At 70.7% G+C, this 18,972-nt stretch carries 17 protein-coding genes; 7 read left to right on the top strand and 10 right to left on the bottom strand.

What is annotated here, in order from left to right; translation table 11 throughout:
- Positions 1 to 233 precede the first annotated feature (233 nt).
- The 5 genes from ACQP2O_RS20115 to ACQP2O_RS20095 all read left to right on the top strand — a co-directional run bounded on the left by ACQP2O_RS20115 (position 234) and on the right by ACQP2O_RS20095 (position 4,813).
- Positions 234 to 1,163 (top strand): ABC transporter ATP-binding protein, encoded by a 930-nt coding sequence (locus ACQP2O_RS20115; RefSeq protein ID WP_433187172.1) that lies wholly within the window; start codon positions 234 to 236, stop codon positions 1,161 to 1,163.
- Complete coding sequence (locus ACQP2O_RS20110; RefSeq protein WP_433187169.1) at positions 1,160 to 1,975, top strand: ABC transporter permease subunit; 816 nt, start codon at positions 1,160 to 1,162, stop codon at positions 1,973 to 1,975. The genes ACQP2O_RS20115 and ACQP2O_RS20110 overlap by 4 nt, the downstream gene beginning before the upstream one ends.
- A 7-nt stretch (positions 1,976 to 1,982) precedes the next feature.
- A complete protein-coding gene (locus tag ACQP2O_RS20105) occupies positions 1,983 to 3,215 on the top strand; it encodes a sensor histidine kinase (protein ID WP_433187166.1) in 1,233 nt (410 codons plus the stop codon).
- Entirely contained in the window at positions 3,212 to 3,871 is a 660-nt protein-coding gene (locus ACQP2O_RS20100; protein WP_433187163.1) for a response regulator, read from the top strand. The genes ACQP2O_RS20105 and ACQP2O_RS20100 overlap by 4 nt, the downstream gene beginning before the upstream one ends.
- Positions 3,872 to 3,985: 114 nt before the next feature.
- Positions 3,986 to 4,813, top strand: coding sequence for a COG4705 family protein (locus ACQP2O_RS20095; protein WP_433187160.1), 828 nt, complete (start codon positions 3,986 to 3,988; stop codon positions 4,811 to 4,813).
- Between the two features lie 53 nt (positions 4,814 to 4,866).
- On the opposite strand, the gene ACQP2O_RS20090 is transcribed toward ACQP2O_RS20095, so the two are convergent.
- The 4 genes from ACQP2O_RS20090 to ACQP2O_RS20075 form a co-directional block, all read right to left on the bottom strand.
- Entirely contained in the window at positions 4,867 to 5,613 is a 747-nt protein-coding gene (locus ACQP2O_RS20090) for a M14 family zinc carboxypeptidase (protein ID WP_433187158.1), read from the bottom strand.
- A gap of 61 nt (positions 5,614 to 5,674) precedes the next feature.
- Positions 5,675 to 6,562, bottom strand: a complete 888-nt coding sequence (locus ACQP2O_RS20085) for an alkaline phosphatase family protein (RefSeq protein ID WP_433187156.1) — start codon at positions 6,560 to 6,562, stop codon at positions 5,675 to 5,677.
- Between the two features lie 62 nt (positions 6,563 to 6,624).
- On the bottom strand, positions 6,625 to 7,461 hold the full coding sequence (locus ACQP2O_RS20080; protein WP_433187153.1) for a ZIP family metal transporter: 837 nt from the start codon (positions 7,459 to 7,461) through the stop codon (positions 6,625 to 6,627).
- 113 nt (positions 7,462 to 7,574) lie between these two features.
- Entirely contained in the window at positions 7,575 to 7,964 is a 390-nt protein-coding gene (locus tag ACQP2O_RS20075) for a BlaI/MecI/CopY family transcriptional regulator (RefSeq protein ID WP_433187150.1), read from the bottom strand.
- Between the two features lie 83 nt (positions 7,965 to 8,047).
- Between ACQP2O_RS20075 and ACQP2O_RS20070 the strand changes: the two genes are divergently transcribed.
- On the top strand, positions 8,048 to 9,085 hold the full coding sequence (locus tag ACQP2O_RS20070) for a M56 family metallopeptidase (protein ID WP_433187148.1): 1,038 nt from the start codon (positions 8,048 to 8,050) through the stop codon (positions 9,083 to 9,085).
- A 41-nt stretch (positions 9,086 to 9,126) separates the two neighbouring features.
- Here the strand turns inward: ACQP2O_RS20070 and ACQP2O_RS20065 are convergent, their stop codons facing one another.
- The 6 genes from ACQP2O_RS20065 to ACQP2O_RS20040 form a co-directional block, all read right to left on the bottom strand.
- Positions 9,127 to 9,900, bottom strand: a complete 774-nt coding sequence (locus ACQP2O_RS20065) for a polysaccharide deacetylase family protein (RefSeq protein ID WP_433187145.1) — start codon at positions 9,898 to 9,900, stop codon at positions 9,127 to 9,129.
- A 616-nt stretch (positions 9,901 to 10,516) separates the two neighbouring features.
- A complete protein-coding gene (locus ACQP2O_RS20060; protein ID WP_433187142.1) occupies positions 10,517 to 11,437 on the bottom strand; it encodes an undecaprenyl-diphosphate phosphatase in 921 nt (306 codons plus the stop codon).
- Between the two features lie 139 nt (positions 11,438 to 11,576).
- Positions 11,577 to 12,587: an ABC transporter permease gene (locus ACQP2O_RS20055; protein ID WP_433187139.1), complete on the bottom strand. Its 1,011-nt coding sequence runs from the start codon at positions 12,585 to 12,587 to the stop codon at positions 11,577 to 11,579.
- Positions 12,584 to 13,549: an ABC transporter permease gene (locus tag ACQP2O_RS20050; protein WP_433187136.1), complete on the bottom strand. Its 966-nt coding sequence runs from the start codon at positions 13,547 to 13,549 to the stop codon at positions 12,584 to 12,586. Before ACQP2O_RS20050 ends, ACQP2O_RS20055 begins: the two co-directional genes overlap by 4 nt.
- Entirely contained in the window at positions 13,542 to 15,092 is a 1,551-nt protein-coding gene (locus tag ACQP2O_RS20045; protein ID WP_433187133.1) for a sugar ABC transporter ATP-binding protein, read from the bottom strand. The genes ACQP2O_RS20050 and ACQP2O_RS20045 overlap by 8 nt, the downstream gene beginning before the upstream one ends.
- A 35-nt stretch (positions 15,093 to 15,127) precedes the next feature.
- The gene (locus tag ACQP2O_RS20040) at positions 15,128 to 16,216 is read right to left on the bottom strand and encodes an ABC transporter substrate-binding protein (RefSeq protein WP_433187131.1); all 1,089 of its coding nucleotides are present in this window, start codon (positions 16,214 to 16,216) and stop codon (positions 15,128 to 15,130) included.
- 242 nt (positions 16,217 to 16,458) lie between these two features.
- Between ACQP2O_RS20040 and ACQP2O_RS20035 the strand changes: the two genes are divergently transcribed.
- Positions 16,459 to 18,969 (top strand): LamG-like jellyroll fold domain-containing protein, encoded by a 2,511-nt coding sequence (locus ACQP2O_RS20035; RefSeq protein WP_433187128.1) that lies wholly within the window; start codon positions 16,459 to 16,461, stop codon positions 18,967 to 18,969.
- Positions 18,970 to 18,972: the final 3 nt, after the last annotated feature.

Below are 18,972 nucleotides of genomic sequence, written 5' to 3'. Positions count from 1 at the left end.
GCCGCCCGCGCCGTACCGGCCGGGCCACCGGTCGCTCGATCTGAGAAGGCGTGCCGCCGAAGGACGTAGAGACCCGCTCCCGACGCGGCCCCGTCCATCCTGCGATGTAGCCGTACATCGGCCGGTGGACCTTCGCCACCTGCCGGAATCCTCCGGGCGGGCGACGAACGAGCCCGACGTGAGGCCTTAGCGTTCTCCCTGAGTACACCGCTGAATCTCCCAAGGAAACGATGATGATCGAGGCCAAGGGCCTGACGAAACGCTATGGCGACAAGACCGCCGTGAACGACCTGTCGTTCACCGTCCGACCCGGGATCGTCACCGGGTTCCTCGGCCCGAACGGGGCCGGCAAGTCCACGACGATGCGCATGATCCTCGGCCTGGACCGGCCGACCTCCGGTTCGGTGACCATCAACGGCCGGCCGTACGCCGGCCACGCGGCGCCGCTGCACGAGGTCGGCGCCCTGCTGGAGGCCAAGGCCATCCACACGGGCCGGACCGCCTACAACCACCTGCTGGCGCTGGCCGCGACCACCGGCATTCCGCGCGGTCGGGTCGACGAGGTCATCGACCTGGTCGGCCTGCGCGACGTCGCCCGCAAGCGCGCCGGCGGCTTCTCCCTCGGCATGGGCCAGCGCCTCGGGATCGCGTCGGCGCTGCTGGGCGATCCCAAGACGCTGATCCTCGACGAGCCGGTCAACGGCCTGGACCCCGAGGGCATCCTGTGGATCCGTAACCTGCTCAAGGACCTGGCCGCCGAAGGACGCGCCATCTTCGTCTCCTCCCACCTGATGAGCGAGATGGCCCTGACCGCCGAGCACCTCATCGTCATCGGCCGGGGAAAGCTGATCGCCGACACCTCCGTCGCCGAGTTCATCGAGCGCGCCTCCACCGGCCGGGTCAAGGTCCGCTCTCCCCAGGCGTCCCGGCTGCGCGACCTGCTGGCGGGCCCGGACGTCACGGTGGCGGAGACCGAGGAGGGCACCCTGCTCATCAGCGGGCTCACCAGCGACCAGATCGGCCAGATCGCCGCCGACAACGGCGTCACGCTGTTCGAGCTGGCGCCGCAGCAGGCCTCGCTGGAAGAGGCGTTCATGGAGCTGACCGGCGAGTCCGTCGAATACCGGGCCCCCGCCCGCACCCCGGAAAGGTCCGCGGCATGACCACCGCCACCGCACCCGTTCGGACCGGCAGGGTCACCCAGCTGCGCGTTCTGAACTCCGAGTGGATCAAGCTCCGGACCCTGCGCTCCACCTTCTGGTCGCTGTTCGCCGCGATCGTCGCGACCATGGGCCTCGGCATGCTCTTCAGCTGGGGCTTCGCCACCCGTGTCGGCGACCACGCCCGTCCCATTCGCGACGCCGCGACCATGGCGGTGACCGTGCCGCTCCGGCCGTACGTCATCGCCCAGCTCGCGGTGGGCGTGCTCGGCGTCATGGTGATCACCGGCGAGTACTCCACCGGGATGATCCGCGCCACCCTGTCCGCCGTCCCCAACCGGCTCCCCGTGCTGTGGGCCAAGGCCGTGGTGTTCAGCGTGGTCGTCCTGGTCCTGATGGAGATCGTGTCCTTCGCGACCTTCTTCGGCGGCCAGGCGATCCTGTCCACCCAGCACATCCAGGCCACGCTCTCCTCGCCGCAGGCGCTGCGGATCGTCACCGGGGTCGGGCTCTACCTCACGGTCGTCGGCCTCCTCGGCACCGCGCTCGGTGCCATCATCCGCAGCACCGCCGGGGCCATCGCCGCGCTGTTCGGCATCCTGCTGGTGCTCCCCGTCCTGGGCGAGGTCCTGAACCTCACGTCCTGGGGCAAGCACATCACGCCGTACCTGCCGAGCAACGCCGGCGGCGACCTGCTCACCAACGCCCCCGACCCCGGATCGCTCGGCCCGTGGACGGGGTTCGGGGTCTTCGTCCTCTACACCGTCATCGCGATGGCGGTGGCCGCGTTCCTGCTCAAGCGCAGGGACGCCTGACGCCTCGATGATCGGCTCCTCGCCCGAGTCCGGCCCCGGCGCGCTCGACGCGCGCTGGGGCCCTCGCCTGCGTGCGCTCGCCGGCCGGCATCCCGCCGTCGTCGACAGCGCGTTCGCGCTCGTCGTGCTCCTCTTCGGGGTACCCCACCTGCTCAAGGAACCGCCGAAGCAGCCTCTTCTCGGCTGGGGACTGCAGATCGCGCTCCTCGTGCCGCTGATCTGGCGGCGACGCGCGCCGTTCACCGCCTTCGGCGTGGTCGCGGCGCTGGCGTTCGCGCAGTGGCTCGCCGGAGTGCTGCTGTCGACCGGCGACCTCGCCGTGCTCATCGCGTTGTACTCGGTCGCGGCCCACTCGACGCTGCGCCGGCTGCTCGTGGCGGCGGGCATCGTGGAGATCGGCGTCGCGATGGCCACCGTCCAGTGGGCCCCGCGGGGTCACCTGGGAAAGGTCTTCGTCCTGTTGTCCGGGATGACCACGGCCGCCGCCGTCATCGGGCTGAACATGCGCACCCGCCGCGCCTACCTGGCGTCGCTGGAGGACCGCGCCGCCCGCCTCGAGAAGGAGCGCGACCAGCAGGCCCAGATCGTCGCCGCCGAGGAACGCGCGCGGATCGCCCGCGACGTCCACGACATCGTCACCCACAGCCTGTCGGTCATGGTCGCCCTCACCGACGGCGCCGCCTACACCCTCCCGACCTCGCCGGATCGGGCCGCCGACGCCGTCTCCAAGGCGTCGGAGATCGGGCGCCAGGCCATCGCGGAGATGCGGCGTGTGCTGGACGTACTCCGCCAGGACGCCCCGCCGCCCACCGGGCTGAGGCGCCCGCAGCCGGGGCTGAGCCAGCTCGACGCGTTGCTCGCCGAGGTCCGCGCCGCGGGACTCCCGGTGGAGTTCGTCGTCACGGGACGGCCGCCCGCCATGGCCTCCGGAGCCGAACTCGCCATCTACCGTCTCGTCCAGGAGGCGCTCACCAACGTCCGGAAGCACACCCCGCCGGGGACCACCGCCCGGGTACGGCTCGAGTACACCGCGGCGCACGTGGAGGTCGAGATCACCGACGACGGGCGGCCGGCCGTCGGCGTTCCGGCGGGGCGGCAGCGCACCGGGCACGGCGTCGCCGGGATGCGCGAACGCGTCGCCGTCTACGGCGGCCTGATGGAGGCCGGTCCGCTGCCCGAGGGCGGCGGCTGGCGGGTCCATGCCCGTTTCGAACCGTCCCAGTTGGAGAGCGCCCGATGATCAAGGTTCTGCTCGTCGACGACCAGCCGTTGCTGCGCATGGGCTTCCGGCTGGTGCTGGAGACACAGCCCGACATCAGCGTCGTCGGTGAGGCCGGCGACGGCGCCGAGGCCCTCGACCAGGTGGCCTCGCTGGCCCCCGACGTGGTGCTGATGGACGTACGGATGCCGGGTATGGACGGCCTCGAGGCCACCGAGCGGATCACCCGCGACCACGCCGCCTCGCGCGTCCTCATCCTGACGACGTTCGACCTGGATGAGTACGCGTTCGCCGCCCTCCACGCCGGCGCCGCCGGTTTCCTGCTCAAGAACGTCCAGCCCGCCGAAATGATCGCGGGCATTCGCACGGTCGCCGCGGGCGACGGCGTCGTCGCGCCCCGGCTCACCCGAGTGCTCATCGAGACGTTCACCCGCCTGAACCGCGCACGACCGGGCTCGGCCGACGACCCGCGTCTCGACCGGCTCACCGACCGGGAGCGCGAGGTGCTGATCGAGATGGCGAAGGGACTCTCCAACGCCGAGATCGCCACCGAACTCGGGCTGTCCGAGGCGACGGTGAAGACGCACGTCAGCCGCATCCTCCCCAAACTCGGTCTCCGCGACCGCGTCCAGGCCGTCGTGCTGGCCTACCAGACCGGACTGCTGAGGCCACCGTGAACCGCCTCACATGGATGCGGGATAACACAGAAAGAACGACCGTTAACCTTTCTCTAATCTAGCGCCGGGCTTTGTGAATATGTGCGATCCGACTGCCGCGGATAGCACCTTGACATGCTGGATCCCGCCACCAAGCGGCGGCGATATGCCATCCTTGTCGATATGGCGACGAGTCACCTTCAAAACAGCCCCATAACCGTTACTCGGCGGGCGATGAGCAAAGTCCCGGAAGTGACGGCCTACTTCTGGATCGTCAAGGTCTTGACCACCGGCATGGGCGAGACGACCTCCGACTACCTGGCCCATCGCCTCAACCCGATCATCGCGGTCGCCCTGGCGGGAATCTTCCTCGCGGCCTCGCTGGCGCTCCAGTTCGGCGTCCGACGCTATGTCGCCTGGATATACTGGACGGCCATCACCATGGTCAGCGTCTTCGGCACGATGGCCGCCGACGTGCTGCACGTCGCCCTCGGCATTCCGTACGTTATTTCGACCGCATTCTTTATGGTCGCGCTGGCCGTGATCTTCGCAATCTGGTACGCGAGCGAGAAGACGTTGTCCATTCACAGCATCGTGACGATGCGCCGGGAGCTGTTCTACTGGGCCACCGTCATGACGACGTTCGCGCTCGGCACCGCCACCGGCGACATGACCGCGGTCACCGTCCACCTCGGATACCTCGCCTCGGGCGTCATGTTCGCGGTCCTGATCGCGCTCCCGGCCCTGGCCTACCGCTGGCTGCGGATGAACGCCGTCTTCGCCTTCTGGTTCGCGTACGTCCTCACCCGGCCGCTCGGCGCGTCATTCGCCGACTGGATGGGGGTATCGCGCGCTCGAGGCGGTCTCGCCCTGGGCACGGGTCCGGTCAGCCTGGCCCTGGCCGTCATCATCGTCGGTTTCGTCGGCTATCTGAGCGTGACCCGCAAAGACACGGCACGCTGACTCGTACGGTTCGCGTCCCGGTGCGGGGCTCGCCCGGCACCGGGACCTCGCGATCACGGTCCTGTGATCGTCCGGACGGCCGCGACGTAGCGGCGTACCGCCGGTGCGGACAGGGCACCGGCGGGCAGTTCGACCACGAACGCGCTGTCGGGGACCACGGTGTTCTCCCAGCCGGTGACGCTGCCCGGGTAGTCGGTCAGGGGCCGCGCCGGAAGCCCCACCTGCCGGGCGAAGCGCCGCTCGACCTCCTTCGGCCCCTCCGAGGTGTCGACCACGGCCATGTGCTGGTGGAACCAGATCCCCACGGTCGGCCTGATCCGGCGGATCAACGCGGCGACGGACCTGGACTCCGGCTCCGAGAGGGGACCTGACCCGGCGAAGAACTCCGAGCCCGGCGGGCCGGGCGAACGCCAGCCCGCGGGGAGGTTCCGGTTGAGATCGACTCCGTGGGCGTTGCCGCGCGTGTGGGCGGCGACTCCATCGGGGTTGAGCACCGGGATCACCCACAGGTCGGCGTGGGCGGGGGCCGGGCCGTCGACGAGCGCCCGGGCGACCGCGATCCCCGCCTGCTCGTCCCCGTGGATGCAGCCCACCACCAGCACCTTCCGCGGGCTCGCCGGATCACCCGACTCGACCGCGACGATGGGACGGCCGTCTACGGAGGCGCCGAGCGGCACGGTACGGCGGACCGCCGCAGGCGGAGGCGTCCCGCCGGTGGCGGTGCCGCCGGACGCCGCGCAGCCGCACGGGGACGGCAGCGCGAGAACGCCCGCGATCAACCACCGGCCACTCGTCCGCATGATCCCGTCACCGCCTGGCATTCCGGGGGCGCTACTCCCCTACCCGGGAACTCCTGCCGGGTCACCCTCGGCCGGTCGTCCACACGTCCGTGATGGGGCTGCGCGAGGCCGCCGTCCCCGCGTGGGACAGGCCGTAGGCGTCCTCGATGGTCCGCAGCACGCGGTAATGGTCGATCTTCTCGGGATAGGCGCCGGGCTTCACGGACGCTCCGGCGAAGATGGTGGCGATCTTGTTGCCGGGAGAGCCGTCGTTCTCGTCGAAGGTGACGATGAGCAGGCTGTCGTGGGTACGCGCCCACCGGACATAGCCGTCCAGGTTGTCCCGGATCCAGGCGTCCCCGGTCTTCACCGGGCAGTTGTGCATGTCGTCGCACATGTCCGGGATCACGAACGACACCGTGGGCAGCGCGGCGTAGTCGGCGGGGAAGTCGGCGAAGGACCGGCTCACCGCGTCCGGCAGGTCGGGGAAGTCCGCCCAGGGCACGTGCTTGCGGGCATAGCGCCCACTGTCGCAGGCGGCCCGGTCGAACGCCGGGAGTCCCTCGGCGAAACCGGCGAAGCTCAGCCCCGCGGCGGAGACCTCCGAGGCGAGGTTCGGGGCGGTGTAGGAGTGCGGGCAGGAGTCGTCGGTGAGGCCTTGCGTCGACCCCGAGAACAGCGCCAGGTAGTTCGGCTGGCTGGGGTGCCGGATCGCGTAAGAGTTCGTGAACAGCGCGCCGCTCCGGGCCAGCGACGTCAGGTACGGCGCGTCACGGGCACCGATGATCTGGGTGTCGGACTTGTTCTCCAGCATGACCACGACCAGGTGCCCGAACTGCGGCACCGATCGGACCGCCGGGCTCGGATCGGCGGCAGGGGCGGACCCGCCCTTGCCGCACGCCGCCGTCAGGCACCCGGCGAGGGCCATCGCCGTGAGGAGCAGAGCGCGACGGACACGCCGTTCTTTCACGACTGGCCTCCGGGTGCAGGGCACGGCTACTACCCGGATAGTACCTAGATCCCGGCCAGGGCTCAGGCTCCTGCGGCGGTAACGATCGCGTCGGTGGCGAATCCGGCCAGCACGCCCAGCAGAACTCCCCAGGTGGTCAGCGTCTTCAGCCCCAGTTTGCGGGCCACCGCCAGCAGTTCGATCACCACGTACAGGATGGATCCGGCCGCGAGGGTGAGGAATCCAATGGACACCGTGTCATTGACGACATGCTGGCCGATGAGAGTGCCCAGGAACGTCGGACCGCCGCCGATGAGGCCCAGGAGCGCCAGGTAGCCCCATGACGGCCGGCGGCTTTCGGCGGCCATGGGGGCGACGATTCCGAACCCTTCGGTCGCGTTGTGCAGGCCGAATCCGATGATGAGCAGGACGGCGAGTTGCAACTCGCCGTGGGCGGCGGAGTTGCCGATCGCCAGGCCCTCGGCGAAATTGTGCAGCCCGATTCCGATCGCGATCATCATGGGCAGGTCACCCAGACGCGACAGACCGGTGGCCTCGGCCTGGAATTCGGCCGCCGACGCCGTGCCGGGACCGGACCGCCTCGGAGCCGCCCGCCGGGCGCGGCGTGCGATCGCGCGGTCGAAATGAACGAGGCCGAGCAGTCCGATGCCGAAGCAGACCGCGAACACCGCCCCGTTGCCGATCGCCGCGCCGTACCCGTGATGGCCGAGCGCGGTGTCGACCGGCTCCCACGCGTGTGCGAGCACGTCCCACAGAAGGAAGATCAGGATGCCGGTGGCGGTCGCGTTCAGCAGGGCCCGGACCTTCGGCAGCGGCGAGCGCAGCCGGCCGATCGGCAGGCCGAGGTAGATGGTGAAGCCGGCTATCGCTCCGAGCACGGCGATCTGGGCGGATCCCATGAAGACACTCCGGGGGTCGAGATGTGACGCATGCCTCTGCCGCACCGTTCGCGCACGCTAGATAGGCAAGGCTTGCCTAATACTACCCGGATAGTAGCAAGCGGCCGGTGCCCTCAGTCGGCGTCGTCGTGGCGCAGCAGTTGCTGCAGCAGGCGCTCGTCCTCGGGGGCCAGGTCGGAGATGAAGCGGGCGAGTACGGCCGCGCGGTCGCGGCGCCGCCGGAGCAGGTCGTGCATGGCGGTGGCCGTGTGCGCCGCCTCGTCGACGTTGGGCGAGTAGACGAATCCGCGGCCGGCCCGGGTGCGGGTGGCCAGACCCTTGCGATGCAGCCGCGCGAGGGTGGTCATCACCGTCGTGTAGGCGGGGGTGTCGGGAAGCACGGCCTGCACGTCGGCGGGGCTCATCGGCCGACCGCCTTGCCACAGGGCGGCCAGCACGGCGTCCTCGAGCATGCCGGCGGGCCGCCGTCCCTGCTCGCGCTCCTTGGTCACGTCAATCTCCATGCGTGTGTATTACATCGATAGTAGATCACACGGAACAAGAAGGCCGTACGGGCGGCCGCACACGTGCGCCCATAATGAAGGGCATGGTCGTCGACGTATGGATGCCGCTGCTGGTGCCCCTGCTCGCGGTGCCGCTCGTCCGTCTCCTGGCGGATCGGCTGTCGCCGCGGTCGGCCTCGTGGCTGCTGGCCGCGACCGGCGTTCTCCTGTCCGGCTGCACCGCGCTCGCCCTCCTCTTGCTGACCGGCGCGGGACTCCTCCGGGTTCCGTTCGTGGCGGCCGCCGAGCACCTGTCGCCCGTCCTGCTGCGGCGGATGTCGCCGGTCCCCGTCCCGTTGGCCTGCGCGGCCGGTGCGGCGCTGGCCGTGACGATCATCGTCGCGTTCTGGACGCTCCATCGACGGCGGGCCGTCCTCACGCTGGCCAGGAACGCCTCCCGGTCGCGCCGCGGCGGGCTGACCGTGTTGCGGGACGAGTTGCCGGACGCCTATGCCGTTCCCGGCCGTCCCGGCACCGTCGTGGTCACGACCGGCATGCTGCGGGCGCTGGACGCCCGCGAGCGCGACGTCCTGCTCGCTCACGAGCGCGCGCATCTCGCCGGCCGCCACCACTGGTTCACCCTGGCGATGGACGTTGCGACCGTCCTGCATCCGGCGCTGGCCGCCCTTCGCGGCCCCCTGCGTTACCACCTCGAGCGCTGGGCCGACGAGTCGGCGGCGGACACCGTCGGGGACCGGCGTCTCGTGGCCCGCGCCATCGCACGGGCCGCGCTGGCGCGGAGCCGAGTGGGCTCGCCCGTCTCCGCGCCCGGCCCGGTCCTCTCCGCCATCAGCGGCCCCGTTCCCCGCCGGGTCGCGGCGCTCCTGGCCACTCCGGCGCCGAGACGGTCTCGGTTGCTGCCCGGCATGGCGACCGCCCTGGCGGCCTGTCTGACGATGTCCGGGGCCGGAGCGCTGGACGCCGCCACCGATCTGCACGGGAGCCTGGAGGCCATGGAGATCCACCACCGCCCAGAAGCCGGCGACCCGCACCACGCGGGCCACCGGCATGCCCGGCATGATCTGATCGAGGCCCGGCGGGCCGACCGCGATATCCAGGGCGTCACGGACGCGGTGATATGACCCGTCGTGTCAGGCCTGGACGGTGAGGTCGGCCGCCTCGTTCACAGCGCCACGAAGGTGAGGCCGCGCCGTTGGAGAGCGGGGATCACGGTGCGCAGCGCCTGAATCGTCTCTGAGCGGTCGCCGCCGCCGTCGTGGCACAGGAGGATGTCGCCGCCCCGGGCGCGGAGCATCCGGTCGGTGATGGCGATCCTGCCCGGCCGCGCCCAGTCCCTGGGGTCGACCTCCCAGTCGACGCAGATCATCCCGTGGGCGGTCGCCGTGTCCATGATCTCGGCGGACCAGGCGCCGCCGGGCGAGCGGAAGAACTGCGGGGCGACCCCCGCGGTGTGGGCGATGCGGTCGTGTGCGCCGCCGATCTCCTCCCGGATCTGGGAGGAGGACAGGTGCGGCAGGTTCAGCGGGTGGGTAACGGTGTGATCGCAGACCTGGTGTCCTGCGGCCACGATCCGCTCGACCAGCTTCGGGAGCTCGGCGACCTGGACCCCGATGAGGGAGAACGTCGCCGGCACCTGGAACTCGGCGAGCAGATCCAGCATCATCGGCGTCCACCGAGGGTGCGGGCCGTCGTCGATGGTCAGCGCGATGGCGTTCGCGGGAGCCGCCGGCGTCAGGTCGTGCAGGTTGTGCACCGGGCGGCGTAGCGCGTGCAGCGGCCCGTGCGCGTATCCCGGGTCGCGGAGAGGATGACGGGCCGCCTTCAGCGCGTGCCGGGCCTGTCTCTTCGACGGCGCGGCCGGCTCCGACATCCGTGTCAGCTCGGGTGCTCCGCCCGCCAGGAGCCCGGCTCCCGCCGCGGCGATGGCCATCAGCATTTGACGCCTGTCCGGTCTCCGCATGAGGACCCCCCAATCGCCACTCCTGTCAACTACCTACCCAACTCAGCGTTTCCTGGCCCGTTTCGTCACGACGTCCGCCATCAGCCTGACACTTGACAAAGTGGGTTTCAAGCGTCGTGTAAATGTTGACCAGGTGTCGCCGGTACCGCTGCTTCCACTCTTCCCGAAAATCGGTAAAAACTGCAAACCTGTTGAAGTTGGAGCGAAATACCAGAAAGAGGGGATCACATGACTCGGAAGATCACACGGTTGGCGGCGGCGGCCGGAACCGTCGCCACGCTGGCGCTCGGGGCCGCCCTTACGCCCGGCGGCGCGGCGAACGCCCGGACGACCATCGCCGCCCCGGCATCGGCGGCACGGATCACCGCCAAACCTCCGCCGTGTACCCGGTGCTGCCTCAAGATGAACCCCAAGACCCATCGGTGCGCCAAATACGGCTACCGTCGAGGCAAAGGAAAATGTAACCCTAAATGCAAGTGAGGCCGACCCGGCCATCGGGTAAATGCCGAGAATTCGGTAACGGCTTGGGGTAAGTGCCGGAGGTCGTCGTCGCGCCCACCGCCCCGGTGGACGCGACGACCCTGCCGTCGGGTCAGCGGACTCCGAGCCAGATCAGGCTGCCCAGCCCGGCGACCACGCAGTACACGGCGAACGGCGTCAGCGTCCGCGTCTCGAAGTACCTGGTGAGGAACCGCACGGACACGTAGGCGCCGACGCCCGAGAGCACACTGCCGACCAGCACCTGACCGTGGATGCCGTTACCGAGCGGACCGGTCAGGTCGGGGATCTTCAGCACGCCCGCGGCGAGGATCACCGGGGTGGCCAGCAGGAACGAGAACCGGGCGGCGTCCTCGTGGGACAGCCCGCGCAGCAGGCCCGCGACCATCGTCACGCCCGAACGGCTGATGCCGGGCAGCAGCGCGAGGATCTGCGCCGCGCCGATGCCCGTACCCCGGCTGAAACCGAGCCCGGCCAGGCGCCGGTCCGACTCCAGCGCCAGGTCGGTGGCCGTGCTCCCGACCGAGGCCGCCACCGCCCGGTCGGCCGCCCGCGACTCCCGGCGGCGCAGCCGCTCCCCCGCGTACAGGACTCCGCCGTTGAGGGCGAGGAAGATCGCCGCGGGGACCGGTTTGCCGAGCACGGTCCGGAACGTGTGCTCGACCAGCAGCCCGACGACCCCGACCGGGATCGTCGCGAAGATGATCAGCCAGGCCAGGCGCTGGTCCGGGGTCTCGATGCGGCGATCGCGCACCGAGGTCAGGAAGCCGCCGATGATGCGGACCCAGTCCCGCCAGAAGAAGGCCAGCAGGGCGATCGCCGTCGCCACGTGCAGGCCGACGATGAACGCCAGATACGGCGACTCCGGGGTCGAGACGTTCAGGTCGCGCGCCCACTGGCCACCGACCAGGGCCGGGATCAGGACGCTGTGGCCGAGGCTGGATACCGGGAACAGCTCCGCCACACCCTGCAGCAACCCGACCACGACGGCCTCGGTGTACGTCAGATGAGACACCCGCACCCCTAACAGAGAACTACTATCCAGATAGTTTTTACTATCCGGATAGTAGTGCAGGCCGCTCCCCTACCAGGCGTGAAGCCCGAAACCGTAGGGGTAAAACGGATTCCCGTACGTGGGCTCCAGTCCTCGACGGTCACATCCGGCGCGCGCGGCTCAGGTAGGTCTGCGCCACCACGACGACGGCGAGGAACGCGCCGCTCACGACCTGCTGGTAGGAGGAGGACAGGTCGCCGATCTGGTTGATCAGGTTCTGGATCACGCCGAGCAGGAGAACGCCGGCGATCGTGCCGCTGACGGAGCCCGCGCCGCCGGTCAGCAGCGTGCCGCCGATGACGACCGCGGCGATGACGTCCAGTTCCATGCCGGTGCCGAGGATGGTCACCCCGGATGACAGGCGGGCGGCGTTCAGCGCCCCGGAGAGCCCGGCCAGCGTGCCGGACAGCGCGTACACGATGATCTTCGTGCGGGCGACCGGCACGCCCATCAGCGCGGCGGCGTCCTCCGCGCCGCCGATGGCGTACACCGCCTGGCCGAACCCGGTGCGCTGCAGCAGCACGGCGCCGACGACGAACAGGGCGAGCGTGAGGTAGACCGGGTAGCCCAGCCCGAGCAGGCGTCCCTGGCCGAACCGGGCGAGCATCGAGCCGTGCGGGATCAGGTACGTCGTCGCGCCCTCGTGCGAGATCGACAGCAGCAGGCCGCGCGCGCCGAGCAGGCCGGCGAGGGTGACGATGAACGGCGCGAGCCGGACCCGCGCGATCAGCAGGCCCTGCACCAGGCCGATCGTGCCGCAGGCGACCAGGGGCACCAGGAGCGCGGCCGGGGTGCCCCACCGCACCGCGTACGCGGCGAGCACCCCGCCGAGCGCGAAGACGGAGCCGACCGACAGGTCGATGCCGCCGGTGATGATGACGAAGGTCATGCCCAGCGCCACCATCGCCGGAAACGTCGAGGTGATGGCGATGTCGCCGAGGTTCTCACCCGTGGGGAAGCGGGCGAAGGCGAGCGAGCCGACGGCGAGCAGGAGCACGAGCACCGCCGTTGCGCCGTGCCGCTGGATCAGGCCGAAGGCGCGGTCGCGCCGGCTCGGCCGGTAGGCGTCGTGGACGACGGGTGCGTCGGCGGCCGCTTGCTCGGTGGTCATCGTCCGGTCCCTCCCCTGGCGGCGTAGACGGCCGCGAGGATGATCACTGCCTGCACCATCTGGGCGACCGAGTCGGGCAGGTCGTGCTTGATCAGCGTGGCGCGGACGAGCTGGATCAGCAGCGCGCCGGCGACGGTGCCCAGGACGCGCACCCGGCCGCCGGTGAGCGGGGTGCCGCCGACCACCACGGCGGTGATGGCCGACAGCTCCATCAGCAGGCCGAGCGACGACGGGTCGCTGGCCTGCAGCCGGGCGGTGGCGAGCACGCCCGCGACCGCGGCGAGCAGACCCGACAGCACGTACACCAGCAGCAGGACCCGCCGGACCGGCAGGCCGGACAGGACGCTCGCCGTGCGGTTGCCGCCGATCGCGACGAGCTGCCGGCCGAACGTCGTCCGCCGGACGACGCCCGTCACCAGGAGCGTCAGCGCGCCCGCGACCACCACGGGGAGCGGAACGCCGGCGACGCTCGACGAGCCGAGGTCCAGCAGCGTCGCGTTGTGGACGTCCTTGAGCTGCCCGCCGGCCAGCACGAGGGCGAGCCCCCGGCCGCCGACGAACAGCGCGAGGGTGGCGACGATCGGCTGGACCCGCACGAACGCCACGAGTGAGCCGTTGACCAGCCCGACGGCGACACCGCCCAGCAGGGCCACGAGGATCGCCGGCCCGACCCCGTACCCGAGGTAGAGCGGCAGCAGCGCGGTGGCGAGGGCCATCACCGAGCCCACGGACAGGTCCACGCCCTCCGTGCCGATCACCAGGGCCATGCCGAGCGAGACGATGACGACCGGTGCGACCTGGACGAGCTGGGTGCGGAGGTTCTCCATGCTGAGGAAGTGCGGCGTGATCGCGATGTTCACGACGATCAGGACGGCGATCGCGGCGTACACCCCGTAGTTCTGCAGCCAGGTCAGCACCCGCGCGCCGGCCGGCCGGGGCAGCGCGACGGCGGCCTCACTCATGAGACCCCTGCGCGATCGTGGTCATCACGCCCTCCTCGGTGAGTTCGTCGCCGGTCAGTTCGCCGACCACGGCGCCGTCCTTCAGAACGACGACGCGGTCGGAGCCCTCGACCAGCTCCTCCAGGTCGGAGGAGATCAGAAGGACGCCGAGACCCGTCTCGGCGAGTTCGTCGACCAGCGCCTGGACCTCCGCCTTCGCGCCGACGTCGATGCCGCGCGTGGGCTCGTCCAGCAGCAGCACCTTCGGCTCGGTGGCCAGCCAGCGGGCCAGCAGCACCTTCTGCTGGTTGCCGCCCGACAGCTCGGCCACCGGCTGGTGCGGCCCGGTCGCCTTGATCCGCAGCCGCTTCATGAACGTTTCGACGATCCGGTCGATGCGCGCGTCGGACACGACCCCGGCGCGGGCCAGCCGCGGGAGGGCCGCCAGCGCGATGTTGTCGCGGACCGACAGGGTCGGCACGATGCCCTCGGCCTTGCGGTCCTCCGGCAGCAGCGCGACGCCCGCGCGCACGGCGGCGCCGGCCGACCCCCGGCGCACGGACAGCCCGGCCACGGTGACGCGTCCCGCGTCGAGCGGCAGCGCCCCGGCGATGGCCTTGGCCGTCTCCGTACGGCCCGCGCCGAGCAGGCCGCCCAACCCGACCACCTCACCGGACCGGACGGTGAGCGAGACGTCGTCGAGGAGGTGCCGGCTGGACAGCCCGTGGGCCTCCAGGACCGGCTCTCCGGAGACCTCGTGGGCCCCCGAGAACCGGGTGACGCCTTCCGCGCGGACGTTCGCGACGTCCCGGCCGAGCATCAGCGAGACGAGACGGAGCCGGTCGAGGTCCGCGAGCGCCCCCTGGTGGACGACTCGGCCGTCGCGCAGCACGGTGACACCGTCGCAGATCCGGTAGAGCTCGTCCAGGCGGTGGCTGACGTACAGGACCGCGATGCCCTGCTCGCGCAGCCGGCCGATGACGTCGAACAGCGTGTCGACCTCGCGAGGTTCGAGCGAGGACGTCGGCTCGTCCATGATGACCACGCGGGCGTCGACGGAGACCGCGCGCGCCAGCGCGACCATCTGCTGCGCGCCCACGCCGAGGGACCGCAGCGGCAGCCGGACGTCCACCCGCACGCCGTACGACGCCAGCGTCCGGGCGGCCGTCTCGTGCATGCGCCGCGAGTCGATGAGGCCGAAGGCGCGGCGCGGCTCGCGGCCGAGCAGCAGGTTGCGGGCGATGCTGAGGTCCGGCACGAGGCCGATCTCCTGGTGCACCGCCTGCACGCCGGCGCGTTGCGCGTCCAGCGGCCCGGCGAAGCCGGCGGGCCGCCCGGCCAGGAGCACCTCGCCCTCGTCGGGCCGATGGACGCCGGTGATCACCTTGATGAGGGTGGACTTGCCCGCGCCGTTCTCGCCGACGAGCGCGTGGACCTCGCCGGGGCGCAGGCCGAGGGACACGCGGTCGAGGGCGAGCACCCCGGTGAAGCGCTTGACGATGTCGCGGGCCGCCAGCACCGGCGCGTCATCGTACGGCGGGCGCCGATCGTCGGGCTTCGTCACGGTCACAGGCACCCCCGGTGGTGTCGGAGCATCGGTCAGTACGCGGTCGCCAGGGACTGCTTGGCGTTGGAGGAGTCGTACTCCCGATCGGAGATGATCACCTTGTCGGGGATCGGCTCGCCGCTTTCGAACTTGCTCAGCGTCTGGAACGCCAGCGGGCCGAAGCGGGGGTTGGACTCGACGACCGCGTAGATCCAGCCGCTGACGATCTGCGCCACGGCGTTCCGGGTGCCGTCCACCGAGACGATCTTGATGTCGCCGGCCTTCTTGCCTGCGCCCTTCAGCGCCGTCACCGCTCCCAGCGCCATCTCGTCGTTCTCGGCGTAGATGGCGCCCACGTCGGGGTGGCTCTGGATCATCTGCTCGGTGACCTGCTGGCCCTTCTCGCGCGCGAAGTCGCCGGTCTGCTGGAAGGTGATCTGGATGCCGGGCGCCTGCTTGGCGATCTCGTCCTTGAAGCCGTTGGTGCGGTCGGTGGTCACGTTGTTGCCGGACGAGCCGAGGAGGATCGCGACCTTCCCCTTGCCGTTCAAGGCCTTGATCATCTGATCGGCGGCCCGCTTGCCCTGCTGGTAGAAGTCGGACCCGATGAACGTCACGTAGTCCTTGCAGGCGGTGGCGTTGATCTTCCGGTCCACCGTGATGATCGGGATGTGCTTGGCGGACGCCTGCTGCAGCACCGGCTCCCAGCCGTCGGAGTTCAGGGGCGCGATGACGAGGGCCTTGGCGCCCTGGGCGATGAGCTGCTGCACGTCGCTGATCTGCTTGCTGAACTGCGACTGACCGTTGGTCGTGCGCAGTCCGGTGATCCCCTGCTGCTTCGCCTCCGCCTTGATCGACTGCGTCTCCGCGATGCGGAAGGGGTTGGCCTCCTTCTCGGACTGGGAGAAGCCCACGACCGAGGTCTTGGGGTCGAACTTCGCGCCGCCGAACTTGCCGATCGTGCAGGACGGAGCGTTGCCGGACGGCGTCTGCACCACCTGCTGCGGCTGCTGGCCGGACTGCGCGCCGGCCGCCTGGTCTTTCTCCGACTTGGCGCAGCCGGCCGCGGTGACCAGGGTGAGGGCCACGGTGAGCACCCACGCGGGTGAGGACGTCCTTCGGGAGGTCGCAGGCACGGTCATGGCCGGTCCCTTCGTGCGGGTCAGGAGGTGCCCGTATTGAGTCATCGCTGATCTCGTTCTGTCAATAGCGATCAGGAAGACAGCGTTGCATCGATCCGAATATTGCAAATCCGATCAGGCTCGCTCATGCTGAGGCGTGATGTCCGCGGTGGGCTTTTCGCGGCCGTTGTACCGCCGCCTCCCTCCGCGCGTCGCCTCCGCCGGTTCCCTCCGACAGCCGTCCGACAGATGGGAGACCGTCCGTGTCCCTCTTCCGCCCGGTGCGCCGCGCCCGGCCCCGCGGCCCCGCAGCCGCCGCCCTCCTCGCTCTGCTCGCCGCCCTCCTGTCCCCCGCGACTCACGCCGCCGCGAGCCCCGCCGCCGCGCCACGTGCCGCCGCCGACCCGCCCCTGACCACCCCGTGGACGAGCCAGGTCTCGGCCCGCAACGCCCTCCCGGAGTACCCCCGCCCCCAGCTCACCCGGGACCGGTGGCAGAACCTCAACGGCTCGTGGCAGTTCGCCGAGGCCACCGCCGGCCAGGCCCCGCCCGTCGGCCAGAACCTCGCCGAACGCGTCCTCGTCCCCTACCCCATCGAGTCGGCGCTGTCGGGCGTCAAACGGCACGTCGACCACATGTGGTACCGCCGGACCTTCACCGTGCCGCCCTCCTGGCACGGCGACCGCCTCCTCCTGCACTTCCAGGCCGTCGACTACCACACCACCGTCTACGTCAACGGCGTGCGGGTCGCCACCCACACCGGCGGATACGACGCCTTCACCGCAGACGTCACCGACGCGGTCCGGGGCGCCGGACCGCAGGAGCTCCTGGTCGGAGTCGACGACCCGACCGACATCGGGACGCAGGCGCTCGGCAAACAGCGCGCCCCCGGAGACGGCATCTTCTACACGCCCTCCTCGGGCATCTGGCAGACCGTCTGGATGGAGCCGGTCACGGCCGCCCACGTCGAGCGGGTCGACGCGACCCCGGACCTGGCCGCCAAGGATTTGCGGCTCACCGTCCAGGCGGCCGGCGCGCAGGCCGGGACCGTGGAGGCGACGGCGTACGCCGGACACCGGAAGGTCGGCCGGGTCACCGGAGCGGCCGGCGCCGAGCTTCGCCTGCACATCGCCGAGCCGCACCTGTGGACGCCCGACGACCCGTACCTGTACACGCTGAAGGTGCGGCTGCGGGACGGCCACGGGCACGCCGACGAGGTCGGCTCCTACTTCGGGATGCGCTCGATCTCGCTCGGCAAGGGTCCGGACGGCAAGGTCCGCATGCTGCTCAACGGCAAGTTCACGATGCAGGTCGGCACGCTGGACCAGGGCTTCTGGCCGGACGGCATCTACACCGCGCCGACCGACGCGGCGCTGCGGTTCGACCTCCAGGCGCACAAACGCCTCGGCTTCAACATGGTCCGCAAGCACGTGAAGGTCGAACCCGACCGCTGGTACTACTGGGCGGACAGGCTCGGCCTGCTCGTCTGGCAGGACATGCCCGCGACGTACGCCGGGCACTCGCCGTCCGCCGCGACCAAGACGCAGTTCGAGACGGAGCTGCACGCACTGGTCGACCAGCACCGCAGCCACCCGTCCATCATCGTCTGGGTGCCGTTCAACGAGGGCTGGGGCGAGTACGAACCCGGCCGCATCAGCGCCGCGATCAAGTCGTGGGACCCCAGCCGCCTCGTCAACGCCGACAGCGGCGTCAACTGCTGCGATTCCCTTCCCGACAACGGTGAGGGCGACATCCGCGACGACCACACCTACGTCGGCCCCGGCACGCCGATCCAGCAGGGCGCCCGCGCCTCGGTGGACGGCGAGTACGGCGGCCTGGGCCTCAAGGTCGACGGCCACATGTACGACCCCGCCCACGGCTTCGCCTACGAGATGGAGCCCGACGCGGCCACGCTGACCGGGCGCTACACCGAGCTGCAGAACCGCCTGCTCCAGGTCGAGAAGGGCTGCGGCCTCTCCGCCTCCGTCTACACCCAGATCACCGACGTGGAGAACGAGCTCAACGGCATCTACACCTACGACCGCAAGGTCCTCAAGCCCGACGCCGCCGAGGTGCGCAAGGCCAACCTGGCCCTCATCAACGCCTCCGGCTCGGTCGGACAGGGCGGCGGCGCGACCTTCCCGCCGGGCACCCCTGGCCTCGACGGCGTCGCCTTCTATCCCCTTGACGAGGGGACCGGTTCCGTCGCCAAGGACGCCGCCGGCTCGCACGACGCGACGCTCGTGAACGGGCCGACGTGGACCACCGGGCACTCCGGGTCCGCGCTGCAGTTCAACGGCTCGAACCAGTTCGCCGACACCGGAGCGGCCATCCTGGACACGACCGGGAACTACAGCGTGTCCGCCTGGGTGAAGCTCGACAAGCGCGGCTCGTTCGCCACGGCGGTCAGCCAGGACGGCGACACCAACAGCGCCTTCTACCTGCAGTACTCCGGGGCCGACGACCGGTTCGCGTTCAGCTTCGCCGGCGTCCGGGCGCTCGCCCCGGCCGCGCCGCAGACCGGCCAGTGGTACCACCTCACCGGCGTCCGCGACGCCGCGACCGGAACCCTCACCCTCTACGTCAACGGCGAGAAGGCCGGCAGCGGATCGGCGTGCCTCGGCGACCGCTCCACCGGTCACACCGTGATCGGCCGAGGCAAGTACGGCGGCAACCAGGTCGACTTCTGGCCCGGCGCCATCGACCAGGTGCACGTCTTCGACCGCGCCCTGTCCGCCGACGACGTCGCGGCCCTCTACCGATCCGGCAAGTGATCC

The sequence above is a fragment of the Actinoallomurus sp. CA-150999 genome (assembly GCF_050942425.1).
Classification (GTDB): Bacteria; Actinomycetota; Actinomycetes; order Streptosporangiales; family Streptosporangiaceae; genus Actinoallomurus.
Note: the sequence above shows the minus strand (reverse complement) of the source record. Positions and strands in the feature narration are given on the sequence as shown.